We start from the raw sequence: 23,103 nt of genomic DNA, 5'->3' as shown, positions 1-23,103 counted from the left end.
TAAAACCAGTCCGTTTACTCTGTATCTTTAGGTATATCAATATTTAATTGGTAAGGCGGCATTTGCGTTTCTTTGTAAATGAGAAAATGCTCCATCCATCGCATTAAACGCGTACTGTAATCGAGCTTCGCCGTAGCCTTAACAAAACCATGACCTTCTTCAGGATACAATACTAATCGTGTTGGGGCTTTTGCACGCATTGTGAAGTACCTGAATAATTCGATAGATTGGCTTGCCGGTACACGTTTGTCTTTTTCTCCATGCAATAGCAACAAGGGGGTAGTCGCCTCCTTGGTGTGAAAAATCGGGCTACGTTTAAGATAACGAGTCCAATCATCCCATGGATAAACAATGCTATGGAGCTGTATCATTTCAGTGGGAATGTCTGTGACGCCATATTTTGAGATTTGGTTTGCTATGCCCATTCCCGAAACGCTTGCAGCAAAAAAACGGTGGTGCTTGGTAGCGGCCCAGGCTGCTGCATATCCGCCGTATGAAGTGCCTGTGATACCGATTCGTTCGGCATCTACATCGTAGCTATCTATCATCCATTGTCGGGCATCAAGTAGATCGTCGAATTCTTTACCAGCATAGTCATTTTGACCCAATTTGGAAAATGCCACCCCTCTTCCTGTTGAACCTCGATAATTAGGAATAATACTTAAAAAGCCTTTTTCTGCAGCAGCACTTACGGGAGAAGAGTAGCGATTATTCCAGCCATTGCTAACATGGGTTTCAGGCCCGCCATGCACAAATATTATTCCAGGCGGTTTTTCAAATAGGTTATTTATCGGTGGGATCACTAACGCTTGAATCTCAGTGCCATCTGTTGCCGTAAATTTAATTTCTTTTTGTTTAGCGAGTTGTCGATTTTTCAACCAAGGATTGGAATCAGTGATACGCACAGTTGCATCGCGAGTGTACCAAAAAAGCTCCTTGGGATGCTTGGCAGTATGACTAATCAAAGCGATGTTTCGACCGCGTTCATCAATATCTAGTGCTGTCAACGTACCGGCATTTTTTAGCAATGTTTTGAATTTTGTTGAAGGCTTTTTTGTGAGAGTACTGCCTAGAATTGTATCCATCCCCTTGTGAACAATGAAAGCAACTTTGTCATCACGTAACCATCCAACGTGTTCAAAGTGCCCGCTATAGTCAATGACTAGTTGCCAGGGCTTAAAGGTGGTCAAGGGAAGGATCCATAACCTGCCTCCAGACGGATCTCGGTTGTCATTATTGCCAATAAAAACAACATGCTGCTCGTCAGGGGACAGCGAAATTTGTTCCATCTTTCCTTCAGGTGAATGGGATTGAATTGTTTCACCCGCAAGATTCATAATAGAAAGTTTTGAACCCATGACTACATCGTCAGTATTTGCGCTTCGGGCATGTTTAATCAGCAGGTTTTGGCTTTTCTCTAACCACAGAGCTTTTAATATGTGAGTGGAGTCATTTACCAAGAGTGCTGAAGAATTGTCATTTTTTAAATCAACTCGGTAAAGCGAATTTGCAGGAGTTGACTGTTCAAAAACGATGGCATCAAACCCTGCTTCTCTTTGTCGTTTTTGTTGTTGTTCTTGCGGCTTTGTAGCCCAAAAAATTAACTCTTGGGTAGTGTGGTTCAGATCATATCCGATAATGTCTGTGGCAAAGGCAAAGCGTTTAGTTGGTATACCTTCATCAATATTCAGATTGTAAAGTGAAACGGTTTTATCTTTCTCTTTTTTGGATAAATAGTAGATATGTTTATTGTCATTACTCCACTTAATCAGACCAAGAGGAGCACCACCTGTTACCAAAGGTTTGATTACGCCTTTTCTGCTAACCAGATATATTTCACTTAAATGTGAAACATCAGTACCGTCAAAACTGTTGTCCGGCACGTCGAGCACAAAAGCTATGTGTTTACCATTGGGAGATATTTGAGCGGATTTTACCTGTCTGATGTTATTCAGGTCATCGAGGGTCAATGGAGGTTGTTTCGCTAAGATCCCATATGAAAAGATCATCAGGCTTACAAACATAAGCAACTTCTTCAATACGGCTCCAACATGCAAGCTTAGATAAACTAATTGTAGAAAAAATCACAAATTATGGTGTATTGAAATGTAAAAAACTATTTTGGCAACTTCAACTTCTTCTATTAACTCCATTAAGGTGGCTGAGCAAAAGCGTCTAGGTTAATGGATCGGATTAAGGTGAAATAGAAGTTTAGAATTGCTTGTAACGTTGCTTTAGTTGCTCACGCAATTCACTGAGGTAAACGTCAAGGTCTTGCTTGGCATGTTCGTACGCATCGTTAAATTCTGCAGAACCCGGGTTTTGCATCAATTGTTTGAATGCAACATCAGTTTTATCAAGAAGCTTGCTTAATTGTTGATTATTTACATCCATGTATTCTTCCTCTTCAATATGTTCACCCAACTAGAATGATACGTTTACTATGTATCGTTTTGCGTCCCTTGAAGTTTAGTCAATAATCAAAAAAATGGCTAAAAATTGTGCATAACTTTTAGAAACCTTACCAAGTTTTGAGTACGGCAAGGGCAACAATCGCAAACAGCAATAACACCGGCGCTTCATTCAAGAATCGATAAAAGCGCGGTGAGTGGCGATTTTCGTCTCGGGCAAAACGTTTGAGCAGCACAAATAAGTAACCATGGTAGATATAAAAACACGTTACCAACATGATTTTTATATGCAGCCATTTGGAAGCTGCGAACCATTCGTAACCATAAAGATATATAAGAACCACACCAAAAACGAGCGTTAACAAAGCGAAGGGTGTGACAAAATACCAAAGCCTACGTTCCATTACTTTAAGCTGCTCTTGAACAGCCTTTTCCTGTGTTTGTGCATGGTAAACAAATAATCGAGGTAGATAAAAAATACCTGCCATCCAGGCGATCATGAAAAATACGTGTAAAGTTTTAATCCATAGAATGGTCATAATGATCAGTATCTCTTTTATTTAAAATTTTTCTTTGTGTAAATACGAACTCAGCGTGTTCCAAGTGATCACACCAATAATTGAAGAGGGGACGGAATCGTATACATAAACTGCCCCAGACCTATTGGCTTGAAGTATTTCATATACCTCCGCTAAGGTTGCTTGAGCGGGTACGGCTTCCATATCAAAAAACGCCAGCGGAGCGCTGTTGTGTTCGAGGCTCAATTCATATTGCACCAGTGAATACTGCACATCAATTTCAAATGACGAACGCAATACAACTGGGTGCGTCGGCGCCGTCTCGAGGAAATCCAGAATGTATTTGTCGGGGGCGTCAACAAACAACTTGTAGTCAGTGTCCATGACTGCCAATACACCCGTTTTTTGCAGCGTTTCGCGAATAGGAGAGATGGTATATGACAATTTTTGGTAATCAAGTTGGCGAATGAAAATAGAGCGATTGCCTAAAAGCTGAGTCGAAGTCACATAGGCAGGCACGATAACAAGCATGGCTGGAAGGATAACTTCCGGGTTATACGCCAGCTCCATCACCGAGGACAATGCTGCTAGTGGAGCATGTAACACCGCGGTCAACATGCCTGCAATGCCTAACAATGCAAAACTATTACTATAGTCAACGGAATCCGCAATCAAGTAACCCAATGGAATTGCCAGTACCGCGCCGCTTAACATACCAATGACATACACCGGGCCTATGATCCCACCAGGGATCCCCAATCCAATTGCAGCAAGTGCCAAGACAAATTTTGCCACCAATATCGCTAATAACAATCCGATGGTTTCCCCACTTACAAAGGAGTAGGTGACATCTAAGCCTGCGCCTAGTGACTCGGGTAAAAAGAAGCCGGCTACAGCAGTTATCGCTGCGGCAATCATAATACGCCAGACCATTTTCACTGGTCGAAATAGCCTGATAACGTTCATCAACTGGTTATTAAATAATGTAGCGATGAATCCCAGGATAATGCCAAAAACAATAAGATAAGGATAATGCCATTGGCTGATGTCCTGAAACGCTAGAAACGATAACTCGTGAACCTGACCAAATACGGCTCGAGTCATCAAAGAACCACATGCAGCCGCAAGCATAACCGGAATAAAAATGTGGATGCGATACTCTCGAAGCACGACTTCCATAACAAAAATTACTGCTGCAAATGGCGTGTTGAAGGATGCAGATATACCTGCAGCGATGCCACACCCAGCCAAAATCCGAATACTGTTGTAAGGTAGTTTTAAACCGTGCCCAATAAAACTGCTTCCCGCCGCACCTAAATGTACTGAGGGGCCTTCTCGACCAACAACAAAACCACTTGCCAACGCCAACATGCCACCAAAAAATTGGTTTATCGTGGTTCGAAAAGGAATGTGGCCATATCGTTGCTTGAGCCGATGGATTACAAAGGGGATCCCCATCCGGTAATGCTTAAACCCGGTTAGAAAAGCAAAACCAATAATTAGTAGCGCAGCGGCAAAAGGAAGGACGAATCGGACTATAGGTTCAGCTGAGGAAAAAGTGTCTAACTCTTCTAAAAACGCAAGTTGCAACCATTCCACACAAAGACGAAATAGAATGATCAAAGAGGCTGCGCTCATCCCCCCGACAATACCCAACAAACATAGTTGGATCGAGGTGCGTGGATTCGCTAATTCTTGCCTAAATGATTTTAATGTCATTATCTGTTGGGCTTACACCGTCAATGGGTGATAATGGCGCTTCGAAATTAACCTGGCCAATACATTTACCGATTTTCATAGCTTATCACAAGTGCTTGTTAATCATGGCGAAATTATTAGTGGAAAATTGACATTGTTACCTGACGATATTCGCAAAACCTGGAGCGCTTTTAAATTTTATAGCTTGCTAATACTGATTTTGGCAATCGCTTCCTATTCCGCCTTTAAATACGGCAATCAACACTATGCTAAACAGCAAAATGAAATTGAAATGCTGCAGCATACAATGTCTAACTTGGATGCGGAAAACCAGCGATTAACCCAGCGGCTGAATGTTTTGGGTGTAGAGCTGGAAGTACAGAGGCTTGCAGCATTAAATTTGCAAAACTCTATTTCTGAAGGCTTACAACGTGAAACCCAGTTACAACAAGAGATTTCGTTTTATCAGCGTGTAATGGCCCCCGAGCTGAAACAAGAAGGGTTTGTCATTGAGGCGTTTGATATCGCGCCTTCAGTCAGTGAACGAGGCTTTCGATATGAACTTGTGTTGATGCAGCAAGACAAAATTAAAAATGTCGTGAAAGGTACAATTGAAGTGACGTTAATCGGCAGTGAGCAGGGCAAACCTAAACGTTATGCTTTGCCCTCCTTAGTTGAGGCTGAATCTGATCCACTTACATTTAGTTTTAAGTACTTTCAAGTTATCAACGGTGAATTTATATTACCAGAGGGGTTTGCTCCTGAAAAAATCCAGGTGAAAGCTGAAGTCTTTCAATTTCGCCGCAAAAGAGGCGATCTGGAAAGAACTTTTGATTGGCAGATAGAACAAATACCAATAATAGAATAGTTGATTAGATTACTCAGGTATTAGATAATTGGCCTATGGGTGAATACCCCAATTGGTTTTATGAGGTGAGATATGTCTGTTGAAATGGCAGTACCCATTGAGTTTTCAGACGCGGCGTCTGTAAAGGTTCGCGCATTAATTGAAGAAGAAGAAAATCCCGATCTTAAGTTGCGTGTATACGTAACCGGCGGTGGTTGTTCAGGTTTCCAGTATGGCTTTACCTTTGATGAAAAGGTTAACGAAGGCGATATGACGATCGACAAGAACGAAGTTACTCTCGTCGTTGATCCAATGAGTTTGCAATACCTTGTTGGTGGTGTTGTCGATTACGTAGAAGGTTTAGAAGGTTCTCGTTTTCTAGTGAATAACCCCAATGCAACAACGACTTGCGGTTGTGGATCATCATTTAGTATCTAGACGACTGTCTCTAAATCTAAACAATGCTGTAAGAAGCCGACAATTGTGTCGGCTTTTTTATTTATATTTCAAAATATCCTCATCTGAAATAAATCGTCACATTTGAATGATATTTGTATTGGATGTTAACACTAAAAACATAGTACATTTAGATCAACACTTAATGAGTGATAAACTATCCCGAATAAAAACGGTGAAAATTAACAGTTAATCAAGGTTACCTATTTAGCTGGAATCGACTAAAGGAAAATACATGTCTAGTTTTATGACCAAAATCCGGCAACAACCTGTTTGGATAGCGCTTTTTATTTTTATCGCGCTCAGCTTTTGGGTTGCTTCAGGTCATCTAACTGCACAGGATGCCCAGCCCCAACGTGCATCGCAAAAAGTAGAATTAACAAAAGTCAAAGTCGAAACACTTTATGCTGAACAAGTTAACCGAGAAATAAGTTTATACGGCAGAACAGAGCCCGATCGTTTTGCAACGTTGCGCTCCGAGGTCAAAGGTCAGGTTACTGATATTTTTGTGCAGGAAGGACAACTTGTTAAGCAAGGTCAAAAAATACTCTCGCTTGATAGCAACGATTTGATGGCCCAAATACGATCAGCTAAATCGATACTTAAACAGCGTGAAATTGAGCTTGAAGGGGCACAATCTCTCGGTAAAAAAGGTTTCCAATCACAATCAGCGCTAGCGCAGGCAAGTGCTAATGTGGAACTAGCGAAAGCTGAAATAGAACGCCTTGAGCTGACATTAAACAACACAATCATCACTGCGCCGTTTGATGGAGTACTTAACCGACGTCACGTTGAAATCGGTGATTTGCTAAGAGAGGGTGACACGATCGCCACCGTTGTTGATTTGGACCCGATGATAATCACTGCCGATGTCACCGAGAACTGGATCCAATATCTTACTTTGGGACAACGGGCCTATGGGCGTCTGACCACGGGGCAAATGACCGAAGGCCAAATCCGATATATCTCCAGTGTGTCGAATGAAGGAACAAATACATTTAACTTGGAGGTGCAAGTTGCTAACCCCAATGGCACTTTGCTGGCTGGTATGAGTACTGAGCTGACAATTCCGCTCAAACAAGATTGGGCAATTAAAATAACCCCAGCGGTCATGGCATTGGATGAGCAAGGGAACCTAGGTGTAAAAATTGTGGATGACAATATCGTTAAATTTACACCTATCGATATCGTTAAAAGTGATAGCGAGGGGGTTTGGCTTTCCGGTCTTGGACAGCAAGCCCAAGTGATCACCCGCGGTCACGGATTTGTTCGCCATGGCGATAAAGTGCAAGCGATCACCGATAGTGACTCTTCCTCTAATACCGCCAACGTAAACGATTAATGCTATGAGAAATATTATCTCCGCTTCCATTGATCACACCCGAACGGTGTTGATGATTTTTGTACTCTTGCTCATTTCTGGGGCGGTGACCTACTACAACATCCCAAAAGAATCTAATCCGGACATTCCTATTCCCTTCATTTATGTGTCTATTGTCCATGACGGCATCGCTCCAGAAGATGCCGAGAGAATGTTAGTGAAACCAATGGAACGAGAACTTCGCTCCATCGAAGGTATCAAGGAAATGAAAGCCACAGCCGCAGAGGGCTCGGCAAGTATCACCATGGAGTTTATCGCTGGATTCGATTCTAAAAATGCGTTGGCAGATGTTCGTGATAAGGTCACTGTTGCTCGGGCGAAGCTACCCGAGGAAACCGAAGAGCCTACGATACATGAAATCACCATGGCAGGGCAGCAAGCAGTTGTAACGGTTGTTCTGTCTGGGCCGGTATCTGAAAGAGCACTGGTAATGACGGCTCGAGAGCTTAAAAACGCGCTTGAAGGTTTGTCAGAAGTACTGGAAGTCGATATTGGTGGCGACCGAGAAGATATTGTCGAAATCATTGTCGATCCGCTATTGATGGAATCCTACGGACTAGATCAGAATGATATTTTTAACCTGTTGTCTCGAAACAATCGTTTGGTTCCTGCGGGCACGATGGATACCGGAAATGGAAGCTTTGCTGTCAAGGTTCCGTCTGTGTTTGAGAACGTCAAAGATGTGATGGAACAACCGATCAAAGTTGAAGGTGACCGAGTAATAACTTTTCAGGATGTTGCACAAGTTAGACGCTCTTATAAAGATCCAAACAGCTATGCGAGATTAAATACGAATCCTTCGGTTTCCCTTGAGGTGAAAAAACGCCCCGGTGAAAATCTGTTATTAACCGTTGAAAAGACCAAAGAAGTTGTTGAAGCAGCCAAGAATTCAGCCTTATGGCCTAACAGTGTAATCGTCACCTACACCGGTGATCAGTCCGTTGATGTCAACATGATGCTTTCAGACTTACAGAACAATGTATCCAGCGCCATCGTGTTAGTTGCCATTGTCATTGTTGCCATCTTGGGGGTTCGCACTGCAATTTTAGTGGGCGTGTCGATACCGGGGTCTTTTTTGACGGGTATTTTATTGATTTCGCTGTTTGGCTATACCTTAAATATGGTCGTACTGTTTTCACTGATTATGGCAGTAGGTATGCTGGTGGACGGTGCCATTGTTGTGACCGAATACGCCGACCGATGTATGAGTGAAGGACAGGATAAAAAAAGTGCTTATCGCGCGGCTGCGCATAGAATGGCTTGGCCGATTATAGCCTCAACAGCAACAACATTGGCGGCATTTGCACCGCTGATGTTCTGGCCAGGTATGATGGGCGAGTTTATGAAGTTTTTGCCCTTTACCTTGATAGCTGTGTTATCCGCATCTTTGCTTATGGCACTAATCTTTGTACCGACTTTGGGTGGAGCATTTGGCAAACCTCGTTTTATCAAACCGGAAGTGCGCGAACAATTGTTACAGGCCGAAACGGGTGATATTCATAGTTTGAGTGGATTTACCGGTAAATACATTCGTTTCCTTTCACTAGCCATCGGTCACCCTCTAAAGAGTTTGGGCGTGGCGATACTGGTCGCCATTATCACTTTTACAGGGTATAGCGCTTCTGGATTAGGTGTAGAGTTTTTTCCTCACGTAGATAGCACAGGCATCAATATTAACGTGCGTTCAACCGGTGATTTTTCGATCCTTGAAAAAGACGGAATTATTCAAGAAGTCGAAGAAAAGCTCATTGATATGGAAGAAATTCAAACCCTTTATGCGCGCTCAGGTGGGCGAGATGAAATCGGTTATTTACGGCTTAATTTGGTTGATTGGCACTTGCGGCCACATTCAGATGATGTGCTCAAGGAGGTGCAACAACGGCTAGAAAATATGCCGGGCTTGGATATTGAAATCACACCAGATCAAAATAGTCCCCAGTCAGGAAAAGATCTGCAAATACAAATTTCTTCTCGTTATCCGGAGCTGCTTAATGATGCCGCGTTGAAATTGCGTAAAGCGTTGGATGATAATCCGAAGTTTACTTCCGTAGGCGATACGGCGCCTAAACCGGGTATTGAGTGGCAACTAAAAGTCAATCGTAGTGATGCAGCGCGTTTTGGTGCTGATGCTGCATTGGTTGGAAGCACCGTTCAATTTGTTACCAATGGCTTGAAAATAGGTGAATATCGTCCAGATGACGTGGATGATGAATTGGATATTCGAGTGCGCTTCCCCGAGTCCGATCGATACATTGGTAAATTGGATGAATTGCGGCTCAAAACACCTTCAGGAATGGTACCCATTGGTAATTTTGTTGAAAGAATTGCTCAACCGAAAACTGACTTAATCAGGCACATTGATAGCAAACGTGTTTTAACCGTTGAAGCAAACATGGTTCCCGGAGAGCTTCTTAGCCTGGCATTACCTGAAATGATGGAGCAACTGCCTTCTCTCAATATTGACCCTCGGGTGGAATTGACAGTAAAAGGACAAAACGAACAGCAACAGGAATCCCAAGAATTCTTGTTAAACGCCTTTTTTGTGGCACTTTTTGTTATGGCGATAATTTTGGTTACCCAATTTAATAGCTTCTACCAAGCGTTTTTGATCCTAAGTGCCGTATTGTTTTCAATTGTTGGTGTATTCCTTGGCTTGCTTATTTTCCAAAAGCCCTTTGGCACGATCATGTCAGGAGTAGGCGTTATTGCCTTGGCAGGGATAGTGGTAAACAACAATATTGTATTAATTGATACTTACAACATTTTGCGAAAAGAAGGCTTAAACGCAACAGACGCGATTTTGCGCACTGGCGCCCAGCGTCTACGCCCTGTGCTATTGACAACGGTAACGACAATTTTAGGCTTGTTACCCATGGTAATGGAAGTGAACATAGACTTTATTGGCCGCTATGTTGATGTTGGTGGTCCTTCTACACAATGGTGGTCACAATTGGCTACAGCGGTAGCAGGCGGTTTAGCCTTTGCCACATTGTTAACTTTAGTATTGACACCATGTTTACTCGCACTAAAAGACCGTATTGACCTATACTTTGCTGCACGTCGAATGCGCGTACAAACAGAGTATTAGGGCAAAGTCGCCAGGGTCTTTAAATATGATTGTTAAAAAATGCCAGTTACTTTTTATAGTTGTGGCGTCAGTCATCACCTTTTATGCTCAATCTAGTGAGCGTAAGGCGACCAACACAATTTTGCTTGAAGGACCTAGTACCAGTGCAGAAGCGCTCTACGTGCAGGCCATTTTGCAGAAAATTTATGCTAAATTGGGATATCAAATTGCATATGAAAATGTGCCACTTGCACGCAGTTTCATCGAAGCAAATTCAGGACGTCTTGATGGATTGCGAGCCCGTGTGGGGGACGTTGAAAAAGATTACCCCAATTTAGTCAAAATACCTTTTCCTATCTTACATTTTGATTTGGTGATGATCGCTGATCGCCGAAAATGTGGGGCCTGCAACATTAATACGATTTCTCGTGTTGCAACGACAAGAGGTTTTCGGGCCTTTGAGACATTTAGATTAGCGCAAGAGAATCCCATTGATGTCATCTATACAACGCGACCAAAACAAGCGTTTGAAATGCTTATGGAGGGACGAGTTGAAGGCGCGGTCATGAGCAGTACCAACGTTCCACCAGAGTTTTATACAATGGGGCAAGAGTGGATAAAAACCACGCTAGTTTCATTGCCAGATTATCATTATATCCATAAAAAGCATGAACATTTGGTGCCAGAACTACATGCCACCTTGCAGCAAATGGAAAAAAGCGGTGAGTTGCAGGGTTTGCAAAAGATTTATGGTTTGTCTGATCTTTTTTACAATAAGGAAATCGTAGATTACGGTGTCGTCAATGGAGCAACAGCACAATGGTATCAATATACGGATTCTAAGGATGGCACCTACTTCAAAATATTGGACTCCGCCTTAGCTAAAGTTGCTAGCGACGTGGTCACAAAGGTGACGAACTGGAAACGGGCAAAGCAGTCTTTTTACGACGGTGAAGCTGATATTTTGATTGGCGCATACGCCTTCGAACGCGGAGAAAATGGCATACTTTCCGACATTCATATTGATTATGAAATTCCTGTCACGGCCTTTGCCAAAAGTGAAGAAATATTGCAATCAGTGCTCTCGGGAAGCTCACCGGGAACAGCGTGTTTTATCCTGGGTTACGAATTTAAAGTTGCTTTGCCAGACACCGTCGAAATTCATGAAGTACCAAAAATAGACGACTGTATTCGCTTAGTTGATAACGGTAGAGTAGACATATTCCTAGATTATGAATTGGACTTGTTTGAATCTGAAATCGCCAGGTTCGTCAAAAAAGAAGTCCTTAAAGGGTCTCCATTGTTTGTTGTATTTCAAAATAGCCCCAGAGGCCGTGGGTTAAAGTATCATTTCGAAAAAAATATGAGAGCAATGCTGGAATCAGGTAAATTGAAGTCGTTGTTTCCCAACGAAAAAGAGTTTTTAAGCGCAAATTTTGGGGTGCAACCCTAATGGCTGAAGATTTCTTGTGCTAAATTTGATGTAGATTAACATTGACGTGAAATATAAGTTGATAACATGATTAAACTTTACGGTTCTACAACTTCTCCTTTTGTTCGTAGGCTTCGAATGTGGATGGCCAATGTTGAACACGAATTTATTAATTTAGAAATATTTGCTGGAAAAGACAGAGTGACCCTGGCTGAACGCAATCCAACGTTGAAAATACCGATGATAGAAGATGATGCCAATGTGATCTTCGATTCAAGAGTGATTTACCGCTATCTCACTGAAAAGTTCGACTACCCAGTGCCAAGTTGGGAGCAAGAAAATCAGCTCACGTTAATTGATGCAGCCACAGATTCACTGGTTCAGATGTTGCTGTTAGGGCGCTCTGAAATTGATACAAGTGAAGACAAAATGTATTTTAAGTTGCAGCGTGAGCGCGTTGAGTCAACGCTCTCTCATTTGAATGATCTGGTTAGCCAGGGCACGTTCGAAGATTGGAATTATCCATCTATTTGCCTGTTCAGTTTAATTGATTGGATCGAGTTTAGAACGCTACATGATCTCAATAATATGGCCGACCTGCGTGCATTTCGCGATAACAACAGTCAACGTATTGAAGCGACTGCAACCGACCCAAGAAAAGCCTGAACGCCCCAACTTTGGATACGTTAATTTAATTTGGTTTTAGATTTCTCGCGCAGCTCTGAATCAAAAACATCGGGAAAAACCACGACACCCTCTTCCTCAGGATTTGGAAAAACAGCGACACATACGCCGTCACCTTCCAGACCACTCGTCCAACGAGCTAACCAATCTTCGAGAGAAATAGCTTGTGGGTTGCAATCTGCCCAGTCACCCGTTGCCCAATATTTTGCAAACTCCTCGCCCGGCCATACAGGTACGCAGTCTTCATCATCGCTATTTAACATCACTGCGCCATGTTCATCAGTGAGGATCCACAATTTTTTGTGAAGAGATACTTGCGTCAATAAGTAAGCGTGACGTTTTTCAGCAGGCATTTGAATGATGTCGTTAAATTGAGCAGACATGATGAGATCCTTTTAAAGAAGAATAGGAAATGTTGGTATCGAATTCCACATTATACTACCTAAACAGATTTACTTTTACGTTCAATGCGTTAAACATAAAGCCATAATTCATTTTTGATGGAAAAACCATGCTAAAACACCTTATATCATTAAACTTGCTTGTTGTTCTAGCGCTTAGCGTTTTAACCGCATTTCCAGCCTCAGTCGAAGCGAAAGATTCAGGCCATTCAGATACTCAGTCTGTATATGTTGCTAATGACAATCCGATGGGGCAAGTTGATCAGGTGCTTAAAAAGGCTAAAGATGAAAACAAATTAGCGCTTATTGTTTTAGGGGCCCAATGGTGTCATGACAGCAGAGGATTTGCGGAAAAATTTGAAACCCCTAAATTGCGCGAAATTATTGATAAGCGATTTCAAACGGTGTTCATCGATGTGGGTTATTACAATGACTTAAGAAGTATTACGCAGCGCTTTGGGCAAGCTCACTATTATGCTACACCTACGGTATTGGTTGTAGACCCTCAGAGCGAGTCGCTCATCAACGGAGAAACCTTGCAGATCTGGGCAATGGCCGACAGCGTCCCATTATCCAAATATACAGAATATTTTTCAGAGTTTGATCCTGGCAATGTCAGTATCCCCGCAACCTTAGGAGCAGCCTACAAAGCTCAAATTAGCATGTTTGAGCAATTTCAGTCACAACGGCTAATGGATGCTTACCAGCAGCTGGTACCCGGAATGCTTGCTGAGGATCAAAGTGGTCAAGTCACTGATGAATTTATCAATCAATGGAAAGAAGTCAGAGGTTTTCGTTCGCAATTGCAAAAAGATCTTCAAAAATTGTATCAGCAGGCTAGGCAACGAGCACCTTTACCTTTGGCACTACCTACATACGACGAGTTTAGCTGGAATAACCGATGAAGTACGTCAAACATCTCGTCTGCACTGAATGTGGAACACAATATCCGGTAGATAGGCCAATGAATTTATGCCCCAAGGACAATCGTCCCGTGCAAATGGTCTTAGACATACAGAGTATCAAAGAGCACTACAAGGGGATGGATTGGTATCATCCCAATGTGGCAAATATGTGGCGGTTTGGGCCTTTATTGCCTTTTGATATCGGTACGGACAAACACAAAGTATGTACCTTAGGTGAAGGTCATACGCCGTTGATTGATGTGAGTGCTTACTCTTGTTTTGAGACCTTTTTTGACTGCATCTATTTCAAGGAAGAAGGGCAACCTTATGAGGGTTTTGGGGCCAATCCGACGGGCAGTTTTAAGGACCGCGGAATGGCAATGGTGGCAACTATGGCTAAACATTTTGGCCTCAATAAGCTGGTTGTCCCTACTCAAGGCAATGCGGGTGACTCTTTGTCAGAGTATGGACAGCATTATGGCTTTGAAGTCGCAGTGGTTATGCCTGATGACACCCCTATGCCAATTATGGGCAAAGTGGCTGCTTATAGTGTAATCAATGACAAAATAAAGCTTGATCTTGTGAAGGGCACCATCAGAGAGGCGGGAGCCTTAATGAAAGAAAAATACCTGCCTCAAGGTTTTTTTAATTGTGCCACTTTTCAAGAACCTGGTTGGCGCATTGAAGGTAAAAAAACCATGGGGTTGGAATTAGCCGAACCTAATCAAATGTCTCGCGAGTGGGAGCTTCCAGATGTAGTCTTTTACCCTATCGGTGGCGGCACAGGGATCTTGGGAATGTGGAAAGCGTTTGATGAACTTGAGCAGCTCGGTGTGATTAATGCAAAGCGTCCAAAAATCATTGCGGTGCAAAGTGAAGCCAATGCACCCATAGTTGATGCGATGGACAACGACTTGGAAGACACCATCGCCACAAACGGTGGTCAAACCCTGGCGACAGGCTTAAATGTGCCTGGAGGAGTAGGACAAAAAGCGGTGCTTGCAATTTTGCGGCAGAGTCAGGGTGCGGCGATCGCTGTAAGTGAAACTCAAATTGCCCAGCACACACAAAAGATGTTCAAGCAATTTTCAATGTTGATCGGTCCTGAGGGCGCTGCAACCATTGCTGCGGTGGAAATCGCTAAAAAACGAGGACTCGTTTTTAGCACCGATCGCATCGTGTGTTTTAACACGGGAAGTGCAGAAAAGTATTTTCCAAATGTCAGGCACTTGTTTAGCGTCTAATTAACCCCAATCCCGGATAAGAAATGCCGCAGCGCAGTTTTATTTTCTCTTGTGCTTGCGGCCCATACCCCAGCCTAGTATGCCTGCTCCTATAATCGCTGCGGCCCAGGCGAAGGGTAATAACTCAGGAGAGAGCTCTTTGGCAAAGACAATCACCATCATGCCACATATGCACAGTACCCAGCCCACTATCTCAGTTAAACTAAGGTATTTAGTGAGCCAGTTTTGTTCTTCAGGTTCATTCATTTCATAGAGCCTTATTCACCAAACTTCAATTTGTAAGCGTGTTTGACGTATTCCACCACGGCTTTGATTTTTCGCGAAGAAGTGCGATTTGCCGTGTAAAACGCAAACATTGTCCGTTTCGTCGGTTGCCAGTTGTCACATCTCAAATCGACAAGTTCACTACAATCTGACGCATTCTTCAAAATTATTTCAGGTACGTATACGATGCCTAGTCCTTTTTTAGCAGCTTCTAACGCTATGGTTAAGTCGTTAACTTGCAATGAAGGTTTTGGCGTGACACTGATTTCTCCTTGTCTATCATGCTCGAATAACCACCTGTTTTGAGGGAATGAGATAGCACAGGGTAAATTGGCTAGTTGTTTAAGTTCAAAATTGCCGCAGGTCAGGTTATACCTTTGCACAAGGTCCTGATGAGCAAGCAAACGAAACGGGATATCCCAAAGTCTAACGGCTATTGCCGAAGAATCGACTAAAGGCCCTACACGAAATGCCAGATCGATATTTTCTTTGACTAAGTCAGTGTTTTCATTGTTCAGCTCGATGAATAACTCTAAACCTGGGTGTAATTTGTTGAACTCTAAAAGTATTTCACCCATGTAATCGAGCCCAACCCGAGTAGGCATAGTGATCCTTAGCGGTCCTTTGAGCTCCCCGTCTTCGTCCAGTGAGTCAGAGACGGCGACTTTCAACTGGCTGAGCAGTGGCTGGGTTTGTTCAAACAAAGCTTTGCCTTTCTCAGTTAAGCGCATTTGACGAGTTGTTCTGATAATGAGCTGTGCGGAGAGTTTTTCTTCAAGATTAGCGACCCTGCGACTTACCGTGCTGTGTGGCATGCCCAAATGTTTGGCTGCTTGGTAATAGCTATTGAAATTCGCCACCGTGCAAAAGATATCGAGGTCGTCGTATTGACTTTGCATGCATTATTCCAAAAATGAAATTATGTTAATCATAAATGTCTATTTTTAAAATATCAACTCGACGCTATAGTTTGCACATCAAATCAACAAAGCTTAAGAGAAAACAAAATGAGTCAGCCAGTACGCAACACCATAAGTCAGATATTTATTCAATTCATCATTGCACTGATTGCCTTTTCTGTTTTAGCAGGTGTGGCTTCCGCCAACACGGTTGCCGCTATGAATACAACAGAAATCGTTAAACAGAATTCTGTGCACCTGCAGGCGAATTATGAACAAAAGTTAGATGCAGATTTGTTTAAATCACCCTTCGCAAACGATGTGGCCAATATCAATTTGTTTAAAGACCAACACATGATGATGACAAATCGCAATGAAGCACGCGATAACTCAACATATAAAGTTAATCGCCGTACTCAACATCAGTATTCCTCCGAACTGGATATGCAATTAAGAGAGAGCAACAAAGCCTGGCCATTTTTAAGTGTGACACTTAAAGGTCAAAACGTCGGCGTGAAAGTCGGAAGTAAATACAACAAGTAATCTTGTGAATCGTTCATACCCTTAAGACACCATTTTCATTTATTAATCTAAAGTAGGAGCAGGTCATGAAAACAATTTATATATTCGCATTTGTCGTCACGTTCGGCTTCACGTTATTAAATGCAACCCAAGTTCATGCAAATAATTACGAATCGCAACGTCATATTACACAATTTAAAGTGTTGGACGCTGATGCACAAAGCAAACGCCTTGAAGGAAGATTAAGAGCGAATATCGCGTTTAACAAAACTCTTTCCAAGGAGCGTATTGAAGTGAATGTCAACGAAGGCGTTGCTCATATCACCGGTGAAGTTTCCTCGTCAAACATGATTGATTTGGTTAAAAATGAGGCCCTAGCTATTTTTCCTGAGCAACAAATAGACATTCAGGTGGTGGTTGGCAATCAAGCTCAAGTTATCGGAAACGGTAATGGAATTACGGCAAAACTCGCCAGTTTATTTAGCGGTATTTAACGCCCACTTGCTTTAATAAATTGTGGCGAAGGTGGAGGGCACTCAGTTAGGTAGCTTAATCTTCCACGTAGAGTCAAAAAGTAGATATTAAAAGTATTCAAACCTCTTTGTTATGTGGGATGGGGTTACAGATCCGAAAACATAGCTGTATCAATTCTAAGAGTCTCTTGTGAATGTATAGCCACAGATGATGCGAAGCCTCTGCTCAAGACAATTAGCTAGAACATCATTTCTCGATAGTCTATCATGCGCGACCGCATTGATAACCCATCGTATTTACAGGGAAAGTTATGAATCAACTTCTAGCCTCAATTCTTCTTTTGCTCTCTTCAAAGGGATTTGCCGAGGATATTTTAGATAACAATCGAGACCGAACCATCCCAATCGAGATCACAGCCCCTTCAACCGATTTTGATTGTTCAATTGATTCTAAATGTGCCGTTGTATTTTTAAGTGCGGGTTACGGTGTTCCACATACAAAATACAAGTTTCTTGCAAAAACGTTTTCGAAACTTGGTTATTTGGTCGTCGCAATTGGACATGAATTGCCAAGTGATCCTCCTTTATCCGTGTCTGGAGATTTGTTTCAAACACGTGCTGAAAACTGGATTCGAGGAGCAGAAACACTGAAAGTCGTAAGGAACCAACTTCGAACCAGCTATCTTGATTTCGACTTTGACAATTTAGTCTTGGCGGGACATTCAAATGGTGGAGATATCTCTGCTTGGCTTCTGCGTGAATCGCCTCTATTCGTGAGTCAAATAATTACCTTAGATCATCGCCGTGTTCCGCTTCCTAGAACAAAAGACGTAAAGGTTTTGACTATTCGAGCTAGTGACTTTGAAGCTGATAATGGTGTCTTGCCTACCCATACAGAACAAACAGAATTCGGAAGTTGTGTCGTAAAAATCGACAACTCTAGGCATAATGATATGTCTGACTTTGGGCCAGCGTTGCTAAAGTTACAAATTCAGAAAGTTGTAACACAGTGGTTGAGCGTTAGATCGTGTGATTTAAGGGGTTAGCGTTTTATGAAGCTCGTCAGATTAATCACGATATCCTAACCCTCTGCTATTTGTCTGATGCTGCCTGTCAGTTCAAGCCAAAATCTTCAATCAAGCGTGTAAGATGAATATGAGCTACTGCATGTTAAGCCACGCAGCAGTTATTCCGGCCTTGTTCTTTAGCTTGATACATGGCTCTGTCAGCACGACCGAGCCACTCAAATGCGGTCTCAAAGGGTTCATACTTCGCGGTGCCCACTGAGATAGTGACGTCGTGTTCTGCCAGCCACCCATCGTTTTCTACCGAGCTTCTAAGATCTTCTGCCAGATGGATCGCCTCTTGAAGTGAAGTGTTTTCGGCAATCACCACAAACTCTTCTCCACCAAAGCGGTATAAGCCATCGGTTTCACGGATCCGTTTATCAATCGTTTCGACAAATGCAACGAGAATATCATCGCCCTTCGCATGCCCATGTTTATCATTCACCCGTTTGAAATTGTCCAGATCCATCAGGATAAGCGACGCGGGATAGCGTTGTTCTCGTCGTTGAAAGGCAATGTTGTCTAGGAGCTTTTGCTCCATTGCACGTCGATTTCCCGCGCCCGTTAGAGGATCTTTTGTGGCAAGTTCAGTTAACTGTTTTTGCTGCTTGCGCATACGATCTGAAAACGCATAGCTGAACAGTAGTGTCGCGGTGGCTGATATATAAAATTGTAGTGTTAGAAATAAGGTTAATTGGTCTTTTAACAAAAATCCCAGGGATACCAAAATCACAAAGCTGTAAACCGCGGCAAAGTGACTAGGTAACAAAAAGAATACCGCGGTTAACGCGGGGTAAATCCACATTAATTGTCCTATACCTTTTAACGAAATGGTAATCACCACCACAAACATGGCAAGAAACGCGAGAATGCGGGCGGGAATTTTTGTCTCGTGTGTTTTAAACACGTAAAGGAATAAACTGGCAGTAGCCACCACGGCAAATATGTCGAGCGCGGCAACCGCCCAATCTTGTTCGAATAGCCTGAGAATTGCGAATGGAAATACGCCTAAGCAGCTTCCGCCACTTAAGGTCATGATAATGTACTCTTCAGTACTGCGTTTAGGTGCAGGTGAATGACTAATCATAATCGCTGCACCCTCCTTGATGCTTCAATCACTATCAACTTGCTTACTTTTGATTAACTCAGCATAACAAAGTCGCCCGACAATCTTTATGATTAATTGGGATAAAAAGTAAAGTATCCATTCCCTAAAGTGCTTAAAAAATAAACACGCTCTAATAGCCTATTGCTCGATCAATTACTGAATTTAAAGGTTCACCGTCAAGAAATAACAGGTAATTTTCAATAAACTTTTCTACGATCATTTCTGGTTTAGAAATAGCAGAGGTGTGCTGTGTAATGATTGTGTTTTCTAATTGCCAGAAAGGATGCTCGCTGGGTAAGGGCTCTTGCAAATACACATCTAAGACGGCAGCTCTTATCCTTTGTTTTTGTAATGTGTCGAGCAATGCACCTTCGTCTACGACTTGGCTTCGTCCAGCATTTATCACTACACAGTGTTTAGGTAGTGCGTTTAAGAAATCAGCGTTGATCAAACCTCTACTTTGCGGCGTGTCGGGCAGCAATATCACAACAAAATCCATCTGATTTGCGCAATCCACTATCTGTTGCGCTGAGATATATTGATCAACATATGAATTATTTCTGCTTGAACGCGTTACTGCCAGCACATTCATTTCAAAATGCTTCGCGGTCTTGGCAACTTCGTTGCCAATTGAGCCTAAACCAAAAATCCCGATTGTTTTACCAACTAGAGAATCGCAAACCATGGGTTGCCATATTTTATTATGTTTGAGATTTTCATAGGAGGAGATTTGTCGTGAGAAATAAAGCATATAGGCAAAAACGTATTCACGCATCTGGCTACCAAACACATCTTTAATGCCAGTTATCAGAAAGTCGTTTCGTTCAACATCAAGTAATGGTTTTACACCTGCCCAGGTGGATTGCAACCACGTTAATTTTGGATATGCAGCCAGCGAGATAGCACCTAGGTTCGGATCTGCCAACAAAATATTGCAGTCGCTTGTATTCCCATTACTTATCGCCTGCTGGTGCACTTCTCGAATAACTAAATGGGGTAACGACGCTTCTTCAATCATTGCTGCATAGTGCTCAGCATCACGGCTTAATATCGAAAGTTGATTCATCTATTCTTCCAAAAAGTAAACGAAAGTTTCCTTTATCGCGTTTTTATCCAAATAAAATTCGTTCTAATATTGTAATAAAGGAATTAAATTAGGTTAAAGTGTCGTCTTCAGTTTCTTTTGTTCAATAATAATTAGAGTGTTTTATGGATAAGCAACAACAAGTCGACCAGGCAAAACTTTTATCGCCTAAGCGTAACACAACCGAAGCTCAGGACATTAATGAGTTGGCCAAAGAGCAGCTTAGTCATTTTGGAATTGATATTAATTCCGACTATGGCAAAGCATTATTTAATGCAGCGTCGCACTTCTACCATGCTCAATTGGATGTTAATTCGCTCTGGCGTATTACGAATGAAACCCTTGAAGGGTTGAGCAAAGAAAACAAATTAGCGTATTTTAATGCCAAGAAATTCTTAAGCTTCCAGATTGCAAAGGTGCTAGATACTTTGCAAAACCCATTTCGTGCGACTTACCAAAGTTTGAGTAATCAAACGGGATCGCAAATCTCTAAAAGTCATTATCCCCTGTTTGACAATGTAACGGCATTGTTTTCAGCTACGCCAGTCATTGTTCGCACCGCTACTTACGTTTACGCCTGCACCGAGTGGGTAGATGACGCTTTTCAAGGCAAAGAGTTTACTCACCAAATTTATTCTCGTTTACTTAACCCTACCAATATCTCTTTAGCTAACGCTATTGTTGATTTGGAAGCTGGTCCGTATTCGGCTGATTACCTTGCCTGGAACTTCAACTCAGGTATGGCGGCGATTGATGCATTGTTATCAAATGTTTTATCTCATGGCGATGTGTTGATCGTGTCTCGCAATGTCTATGGTGGCGTTTACCAACTGTTGCACGATTTTTTCGCACGGCAAAATCGAATGGACGTTCAGTTGGAATGGTTTGACGGCTATAGCGCTGAAGAATTTGAGTCCTTCATGAAGGCAACTAAAGTTAAGCATGCCAAACGCTTAGAAAGCAAAGCACTTCATGTTTATTTGGAATCTCCTTGTAACCCACACGGTTATGTTTTGGATATCGCCGGAATTTGTGAGATTTCCCACCAAAATGCTCACCTTGTGATGTTAGATGCCACCTTGGCAACGCCAATTCTGCATCAACCACTGCAACAAAAAGATAAAGCAAAACGACCGGATTATGTTGTACACAGCTATACCAAGGATATTTGTGGTAGTGGTGCAACCACCGCAGGCGTTGTGATTGGCGAAGGCTATCGTATGTTCCAGGCTAAAGGAGATTGCGTCAACGGTTACGATTGGTCAAAAACGATGTTTTGGGATGTGTATTACATCAAGGGCGCTTTCTTGGATTCAGAAAAAGCCTTTGACGTGCTAAACGGCATGAAAACCCTTGAGCAAAGGATCATGAACAAAGTGATTAATACGCAAGTGTTTAGTCAATTCTTGGATTCTCACCCTGCGCTAAATGTAAATAGTCATGCATTGAAGTCTCATCCTAACGCTGGCCTTAGAGAGCGCCAAATGCGTCACGGCTGGCCATGTGCATTGTTTACTGTCGACATGGAGTCTGCTGGGCTAGAGCGCGACACCTTCGTGCGCTTTTTTGACGCCTTAGAACCTGCGTTTAGCCATCAAGTCAGTATCGGACAAAACAATACAATCATTTTGTGTCCGGCGTTGACCTCTCATTCTGAGATGTCGTTAACCGAGCAGCAAAAAGCCGGTATCCATTTGACAACTATGCGTATCGCCATGGGGACCGACAACGTCAAAGAGCTATTGGCCCATTTCATTAATAGCGCAAGACTGCATATTGACCCAGTTGTACCGGGATTCAGTGAACAATTTATGGATAGCGACACGCTAGACAATCTTTATCTTGAAACCTGCATGCGAGTGTGCAAAGAACATTATGGGTCGGGTGCCAGCATGGCTGACTTGTTGATTTAGAAACACTCCAGCAATCCGTGAGAACGAAAAAGAGGAAGCATTATGCTTCCTCTTTTTTTGCTTGCCTGATCACTTCTTTGTGTGGATTGGAATTAGGCTTTAGTCTTTGTATCCCCATGGTGCAGCGGGAGCAGGAATTTCCTTAGTCAAATCAAAGTCGACTCTAAATTCCCTACCTTGGCGGATCAACCGATAGGTAAATTTCTCCGGGTAGATGTACATTTGCCAGGTATTGCCATTTGATTGAGGGATCCCTTGTTTAACAAACATTTCTTTGGAGAATTGGTCTGCGGGGAAAGACTGTACTTGTTCCCAGCCTGCATCTAATGTGTGCCCACCGTATTGCGTAAGTGCATCCTCAGTGCCATCTTTATGCCGATGATCATGTTTCAAACTTAGTCCCGATCCGGTTTTGGTGATCAACCAAGTTCGAGAAGCGTCATCTCCAACATGAAAAGGAACTTGTAACTGGCTCTCGTTGCAGCGTCTAACATGCATCACCAACTTTTTATTCGCAAAGCTGTCACTAGGCGCGTTATCAACAGTGATTTGCCCTTCAAATGCTTTACCACATAATTTGGCGATTTGAGCAAAAAAAGCATCATGTGAAGGGATAGAGTAGGGCGCCGACGTAGATTCCGCCTGAGCAGTAAGTGTTATGGCGGTAAAGCCAGCGGCTAACACGTTTAAGGCACGCTTAACATAGATCAAATTCATTCTTTGTTTCTC

The 23,103-nt window shown here is 42.6% G+C and carries 22 protein-coding genes; 12 read left to right on the top strand and 10 right to left on the bottom strand.

Annotation, left to right across the window (positions count from 1 at the left end):
* Positions 1-14 precede the first annotated feature (14 nt).
* The 4 genes from FM019_RS10035 to FM019_RS10020 form a co-directional block, all read right to left on the bottom strand.
* Positions 15-2,039 (bottom strand): prolyl oligopeptidase family serine peptidase, encoded by a 2,025-nt coding sequence (locus tag FM019_RS10035; protein ID WP_143835765.1) that lies wholly within the window; start codon positions 2,037-2,039, stop codon positions 15-17.
* A gap of 172 nt (positions 2,040-2,211) precedes the next feature.
* Entirely contained in the window at positions 2,212-2,394 is a 183-nt protein-coding gene (locus FM019_RS10030; RefSeq protein WP_143835764.1) for a hypothetical protein, read from the bottom strand.
* Between the two features lie 127 nt (positions 2,395-2,521).
* Positions 2,522-2,950, bottom strand: a complete 429-nt coding sequence (locus FM019_RS10025; RefSeq protein ID WP_143835763.1) for a CopD family protein — start codon at positions 2,948-2,950, stop codon at positions 2,522-2,524.
* Positions 2,951-2,971: 21 nt separating this feature from the next.
* On the bottom strand, positions 2,972-4,648 hold the full coding sequence (locus FM019_RS10020) for a chloride channel protein (protein WP_143835762.1): 1,677 nt from the start codon (positions 4,646-4,648) through the stop codon (positions 2,972-2,974).
* A 91-nt stretch (positions 4,649-4,739) separates the two neighbouring features.
* Here FM019_RS10020 and FM019_RS10015 point away from each other — a divergent pair, with 91 nt between their 5' ends.
* From FM019_RS10015 to FM019_RS09990, 6 genes are all read left to right on the top strand, one after another.
* The gene (locus FM019_RS10015) at positions 4,740-5,495 is read left to right on the top strand and encodes a DUF6776 family protein (RefSeq protein WP_260681593.1); all 756 of its coding nucleotides are present in this window, start codon (positions 4,740-4,742) and stop codon (positions 5,493-5,495) included.
* A 72-nt stretch (positions 5,496-5,567) separates the two neighbouring features.
* Positions 5,568-5,912 (top strand): iron-sulfur cluster insertion protein ErpA, encoded by a 345-nt coding sequence (erpA, locus tag FM019_RS10010; RefSeq protein ID WP_143835761.1) that lies wholly within the window; start codon positions 5,568-5,570, stop codon positions 5,910-5,912.
* 253 nt (positions 5,913-6,165) lie between these two features.
* Positions 6,166-7,272, top strand: coding sequence for an efflux RND transporter periplasmic adaptor subunit (locus FM019_RS10005; protein WP_143835760.1), 1,107 nt, complete (start codon positions 6,166-6,168; stop codon positions 7,270-7,272).
* Positions 7,273-7,276: 4 nt separating this feature from the next.
* On the top strand, positions 7,277-10,399 hold the full coding sequence (locus FM019_RS10000; RefSeq protein WP_143835759.1) for an efflux RND transporter permease subunit: 3,123 nt from the start codon (positions 7,277-7,279) through the stop codon (positions 10,397-10,399).
* 25 nt (positions 10,400-10,424) lie between these two features.
* On the top strand, positions 10,425-11,831 hold the full coding sequence (locus FM019_RS09995) for a hypothetical protein (protein WP_143835758.1): 1,407 nt from the start codon (positions 10,425-10,427) through the stop codon (positions 11,829-11,831).
* A gap of 66 nt (positions 11,832-11,897) precedes the next feature.
* Positions 11,898-12,476, top strand: coding sequence for a glutathione S-transferase family protein (locus FM019_RS09990; RefSeq protein ID WP_143835757.1), 579 nt, complete (start codon positions 11,898-11,900; stop codon positions 12,474-12,476).
* Positions 12,477-12,496: 20 nt separating this feature from the next.
* On the opposite strand, the gene FM019_RS09985 is transcribed toward FM019_RS09990, so the two are convergent.
* Positions 12,497-12,877 (bottom strand): DUF2750 domain-containing protein, encoded by a 381-nt coding sequence (locus tag FM019_RS09985; RefSeq protein ID WP_143835756.1) that lies wholly within the window; start codon positions 12,875-12,877, stop codon positions 12,497-12,499.
* Positions 12,878-13,005: 128 nt separating this feature from the next.
* On the opposite strand from FM019_RS09985, the gene FM019_RS09980 reads away from it, so the two are divergent.
* Positions 13,006-13,800, top strand: a complete 795-nt coding sequence (locus FM019_RS09980) for a thioredoxin family protein (RefSeq protein WP_143835755.1) — start codon at positions 13,006-13,008, stop codon at positions 13,798-13,800.
* Positions 13,797-15,044 (top strand): threonine synthase, encoded by a 1,248-nt coding sequence (locus FM019_RS09975; protein WP_143835754.1) that lies wholly within the window; start codon positions 13,797-13,799, stop codon positions 15,042-15,044. The genes FM019_RS09980 and FM019_RS09975 overlap by 4 nt, the downstream gene beginning before the upstream one ends.
* 39 nt (positions 15,045-15,083) lie before the next feature.
* On the opposite strand, the gene FM019_RS09970 is transcribed toward FM019_RS09975, so the two are convergent.
* A complete protein-coding gene (locus FM019_RS09970; RefSeq protein ID WP_143835753.1) occupies positions 15,084-15,290 on the bottom strand; it encodes a hypothetical protein in 207 nt (68 codons plus the stop codon).
* 11 nt (positions 15,291-15,301) lie between these two features.
* Entirely contained in the window at positions 15,302-16,207 is a 906-nt protein-coding gene (locus tag FM019_RS09965) for a LysR family transcriptional regulator (RefSeq protein ID WP_143835752.1), read from the bottom strand.
* A 108-nt stretch (positions 16,208-16,315) separates the two neighbouring features.
* On the opposite strand from FM019_RS09965, the gene FM019_RS09960 reads away from it, so the two are divergent.
* The 3 genes from FM019_RS09960 (at position 16,316) to FM019_RS09950 (ending at position 18,248) form a co-directional block, all read left to right on the top strand.
* Complete coding sequence (locus FM019_RS09960) at positions 16,316-16,750, top strand: hypothetical protein (RefSeq protein WP_143835751.1); 435 nt, start codon at positions 16,316-16,318, stop codon at positions 16,748-16,750.
* A 65-nt stretch (positions 16,751-16,815) separates the two neighbouring features.
* A complete protein-coding gene (locus FM019_RS09955) occupies positions 16,816-17,223 on the top strand; it encodes a hypothetical protein (RefSeq protein ID WP_143835750.1) in 408 nt (135 codons plus the stop codon).
* A 290-nt stretch (positions 17,224-17,513) separates the two neighbouring features.
* Positions 17,514-18,248 (top strand): alpha/beta hydrolase, encoded by a 735-nt coding sequence (locus tag FM019_RS09950; protein ID WP_143835749.1) that lies wholly within the window; start codon positions 17,514-17,516, stop codon positions 18,246-18,248.
* 124 nt (positions 18,249-18,372) lie between these two features.
* Here FM019_RS09950 and FM019_RS09945 read toward each other — a convergent pair whose 3' ends face one another.
* Together FM019_RS09945 and FM019_RS09940 are read right to left on the bottom strand one after the other, a co-directional pair.
* Positions 18,373-19,356, bottom strand: a complete 984-nt coding sequence (locus FM019_RS09945) for a GGDEF domain-containing protein (protein ID WP_143835748.1) — start codon at positions 19,354-19,356, stop codon at positions 18,373-18,375.
* Positions 19,357-19,507: 151 nt separating this feature from the next.
* A complete protein-coding gene (locus FM019_RS09940) occupies positions 19,508-20,443 on the bottom strand; it encodes a D-2-hydroxyacid dehydrogenase (RefSeq protein WP_143835747.1) in 936 nt (311 codons plus the stop codon).
* A gap of 143 nt (positions 20,444-20,586) precedes the next feature.
* On the opposite strand from FM019_RS09940, the gene FM019_RS09935 reads away from it, so the two are divergent.
* Positions 20,587-22,374, top strand: coding sequence for a PLP-dependent aspartate aminotransferase family protein (locus FM019_RS09935; RefSeq protein ID WP_143835746.1), 1,788 nt, complete (start codon positions 20,587-20,589; stop codon positions 22,372-22,374).
* A gap of 99 nt (positions 22,375-22,473) precedes the next feature.
* Here FM019_RS09935 and FM019_RS09930 read toward each other — a convergent pair whose 3' ends face one another.
* Complete coding sequence (locus FM019_RS09930; RefSeq protein WP_260681592.1) at positions 22,474-23,091, bottom strand: hypothetical protein; 618 nt, start codon at positions 23,089-23,091, stop codon at positions 22,474-22,476.
* Positions 23,092-23,103 lie beyond the last annotated feature (12 nt).

The sequence above is a fragment of the Aliiglaciecola sp. M165 genome (assembly GCF_007197995.1).
In the GTDB taxonomy this organism is placed as follows: domain Bacteria; phylum Pseudomonadota; class Gammaproteobacteria; order Enterobacterales; family Alteromonadaceae; genus Aliiglaciecola.
The sequence above is the reverse complement of the archived record's forward strand: the minus strand, read 5'-3'. Positions and strand labels throughout refer to the sequence as shown.

Bases quoted from the DNA above. Each gene is read 5' to 3' on its own strand.
- FM019_RS10030 (WP_143835764.1), bottom strand. From the start codon at position 2,394: ATGGATGTAAATAATCAACAATTAAGCAAGCTTCTTGATAAAACTGAT.
- FM019_RS10025 (WP_143835763.1), bottom strand. From the start codon at position 2,950: ATGACCATTCTATGGATTAAAACTTTACACGTATTTTTCATGATCGCC.
- FM019_RS10020 (WP_143835762.1), bottom strand. From the start codon at position 4,648: ATGACATTAAAATCATTTAGGCAAGAATTAGCGAATCCACGCACCTCG.
- erpA (WP_143835761.1), top strand. From the start codon at position 5,568: ATGTCTGTTGAAATGGCAGTACCCATTGAGTTTTCAGACGCGGCGTCT.
- FM019_RS10005 (WP_143835760.1), top strand. From the start codon at position 6,166: ATGTCTAGTTTTATGACCAAAATCCGGCAACAACCTGTTTGGATAGCG.
- FM019_RS10000 (WP_143835759.1), top strand. From the start codon at position 7,277: ATGAGAAATATTATCTCCGCTTCCATTGATCACACCCGAACGGTGTTG.
- FM019_RS09995 (WP_143835758.1), top strand. From the start codon at position 10,425: ATGATTGTTAAAAAATGCCAGTTACTTTTTATAGTTGTGGCGTCAGTC.
- FM019_RS09990 (WP_143835757.1), top strand. From the start codon at position 11,898: ATGATTAAACTTTACGGTTCTACAACTTCTCCTTTTGTTCGTAGGCTT.
- FM019_RS09985 (WP_143835756.1), bottom strand. From the start codon at position 12,877: ATGTCTGCTCAATTTAACGACATCATTCAAATGCCTGCTGAAAAACGT.
- FM019_RS09980 (WP_143835755.1), top strand. From the start codon at position 13,006: ATGCTAAAACACCTTATATCATTAAACTTGCTTGTTGTTCTAGCGCTT.
- FM019_RS09975 (WP_143835754.1), top strand. From the start codon at position 13,797: ATGAAGTACGTCAAACATCTCGTCTGCACTGAATGTGGAACACAATAT.
- FM019_RS09970 (WP_143835753.1), bottom strand. From the start codon at position 15,290: ATGAATGAACCTGAAGAACAAAACTGGCTCACTAAATACCTTAGTTTA.
- FM019_RS09965 (WP_143835752.1), bottom strand. From the start codon at position 16,207: ATGCAAAGTCAATACGACGACCTCGATATCTTTTGCACGGTGGCGAAT.
- FM019_RS09960 (WP_143835751.1), top strand. From the start codon at position 16,316: ATGAGTCAGCCAGTACGCAACACCATAAGTCAGATATTTATTCAATTC.
- FM019_RS09955 (WP_143835750.1), top strand. From the start codon at position 16,816: ATGAAAACAATTTATATATTCGCATTTGTCGTCACGTTCGGCTTCACG.
- FM019_RS09950 (WP_143835749.1), top strand. From the start codon at position 17,514: ATGAATCAACTTCTAGCCTCAATTCTTCTTTTGCTCTCTTCAAAGGGA.
- FM019_RS09945 (WP_143835748.1), bottom strand. From the start codon at position 19,356: ATGATTAGTCATTCACCTGCACCTAAACGCAGTACTGAAGAGTACATT.
- FM019_RS09940 (WP_143835747.1), bottom strand. From the start codon at position 20,443: ATGAATCAACTTTCGATATTAAGCCGTGATGCTGAGCACTATGCAGCA.
- FM019_RS09935 (WP_143835746.1), top strand. From the start codon at position 20,587: ATGGATAAGCAACAACAAGTCGACCAGGCAAAACTTTTATCGCCTAAG.
- FM019_RS09930 (WP_260681592.1), bottom strand. From the start codon at position 23,091: ATGAATTTGATCTATGTTAAGCGTGCCTTAAACGTGTTAGCCGCTGGC.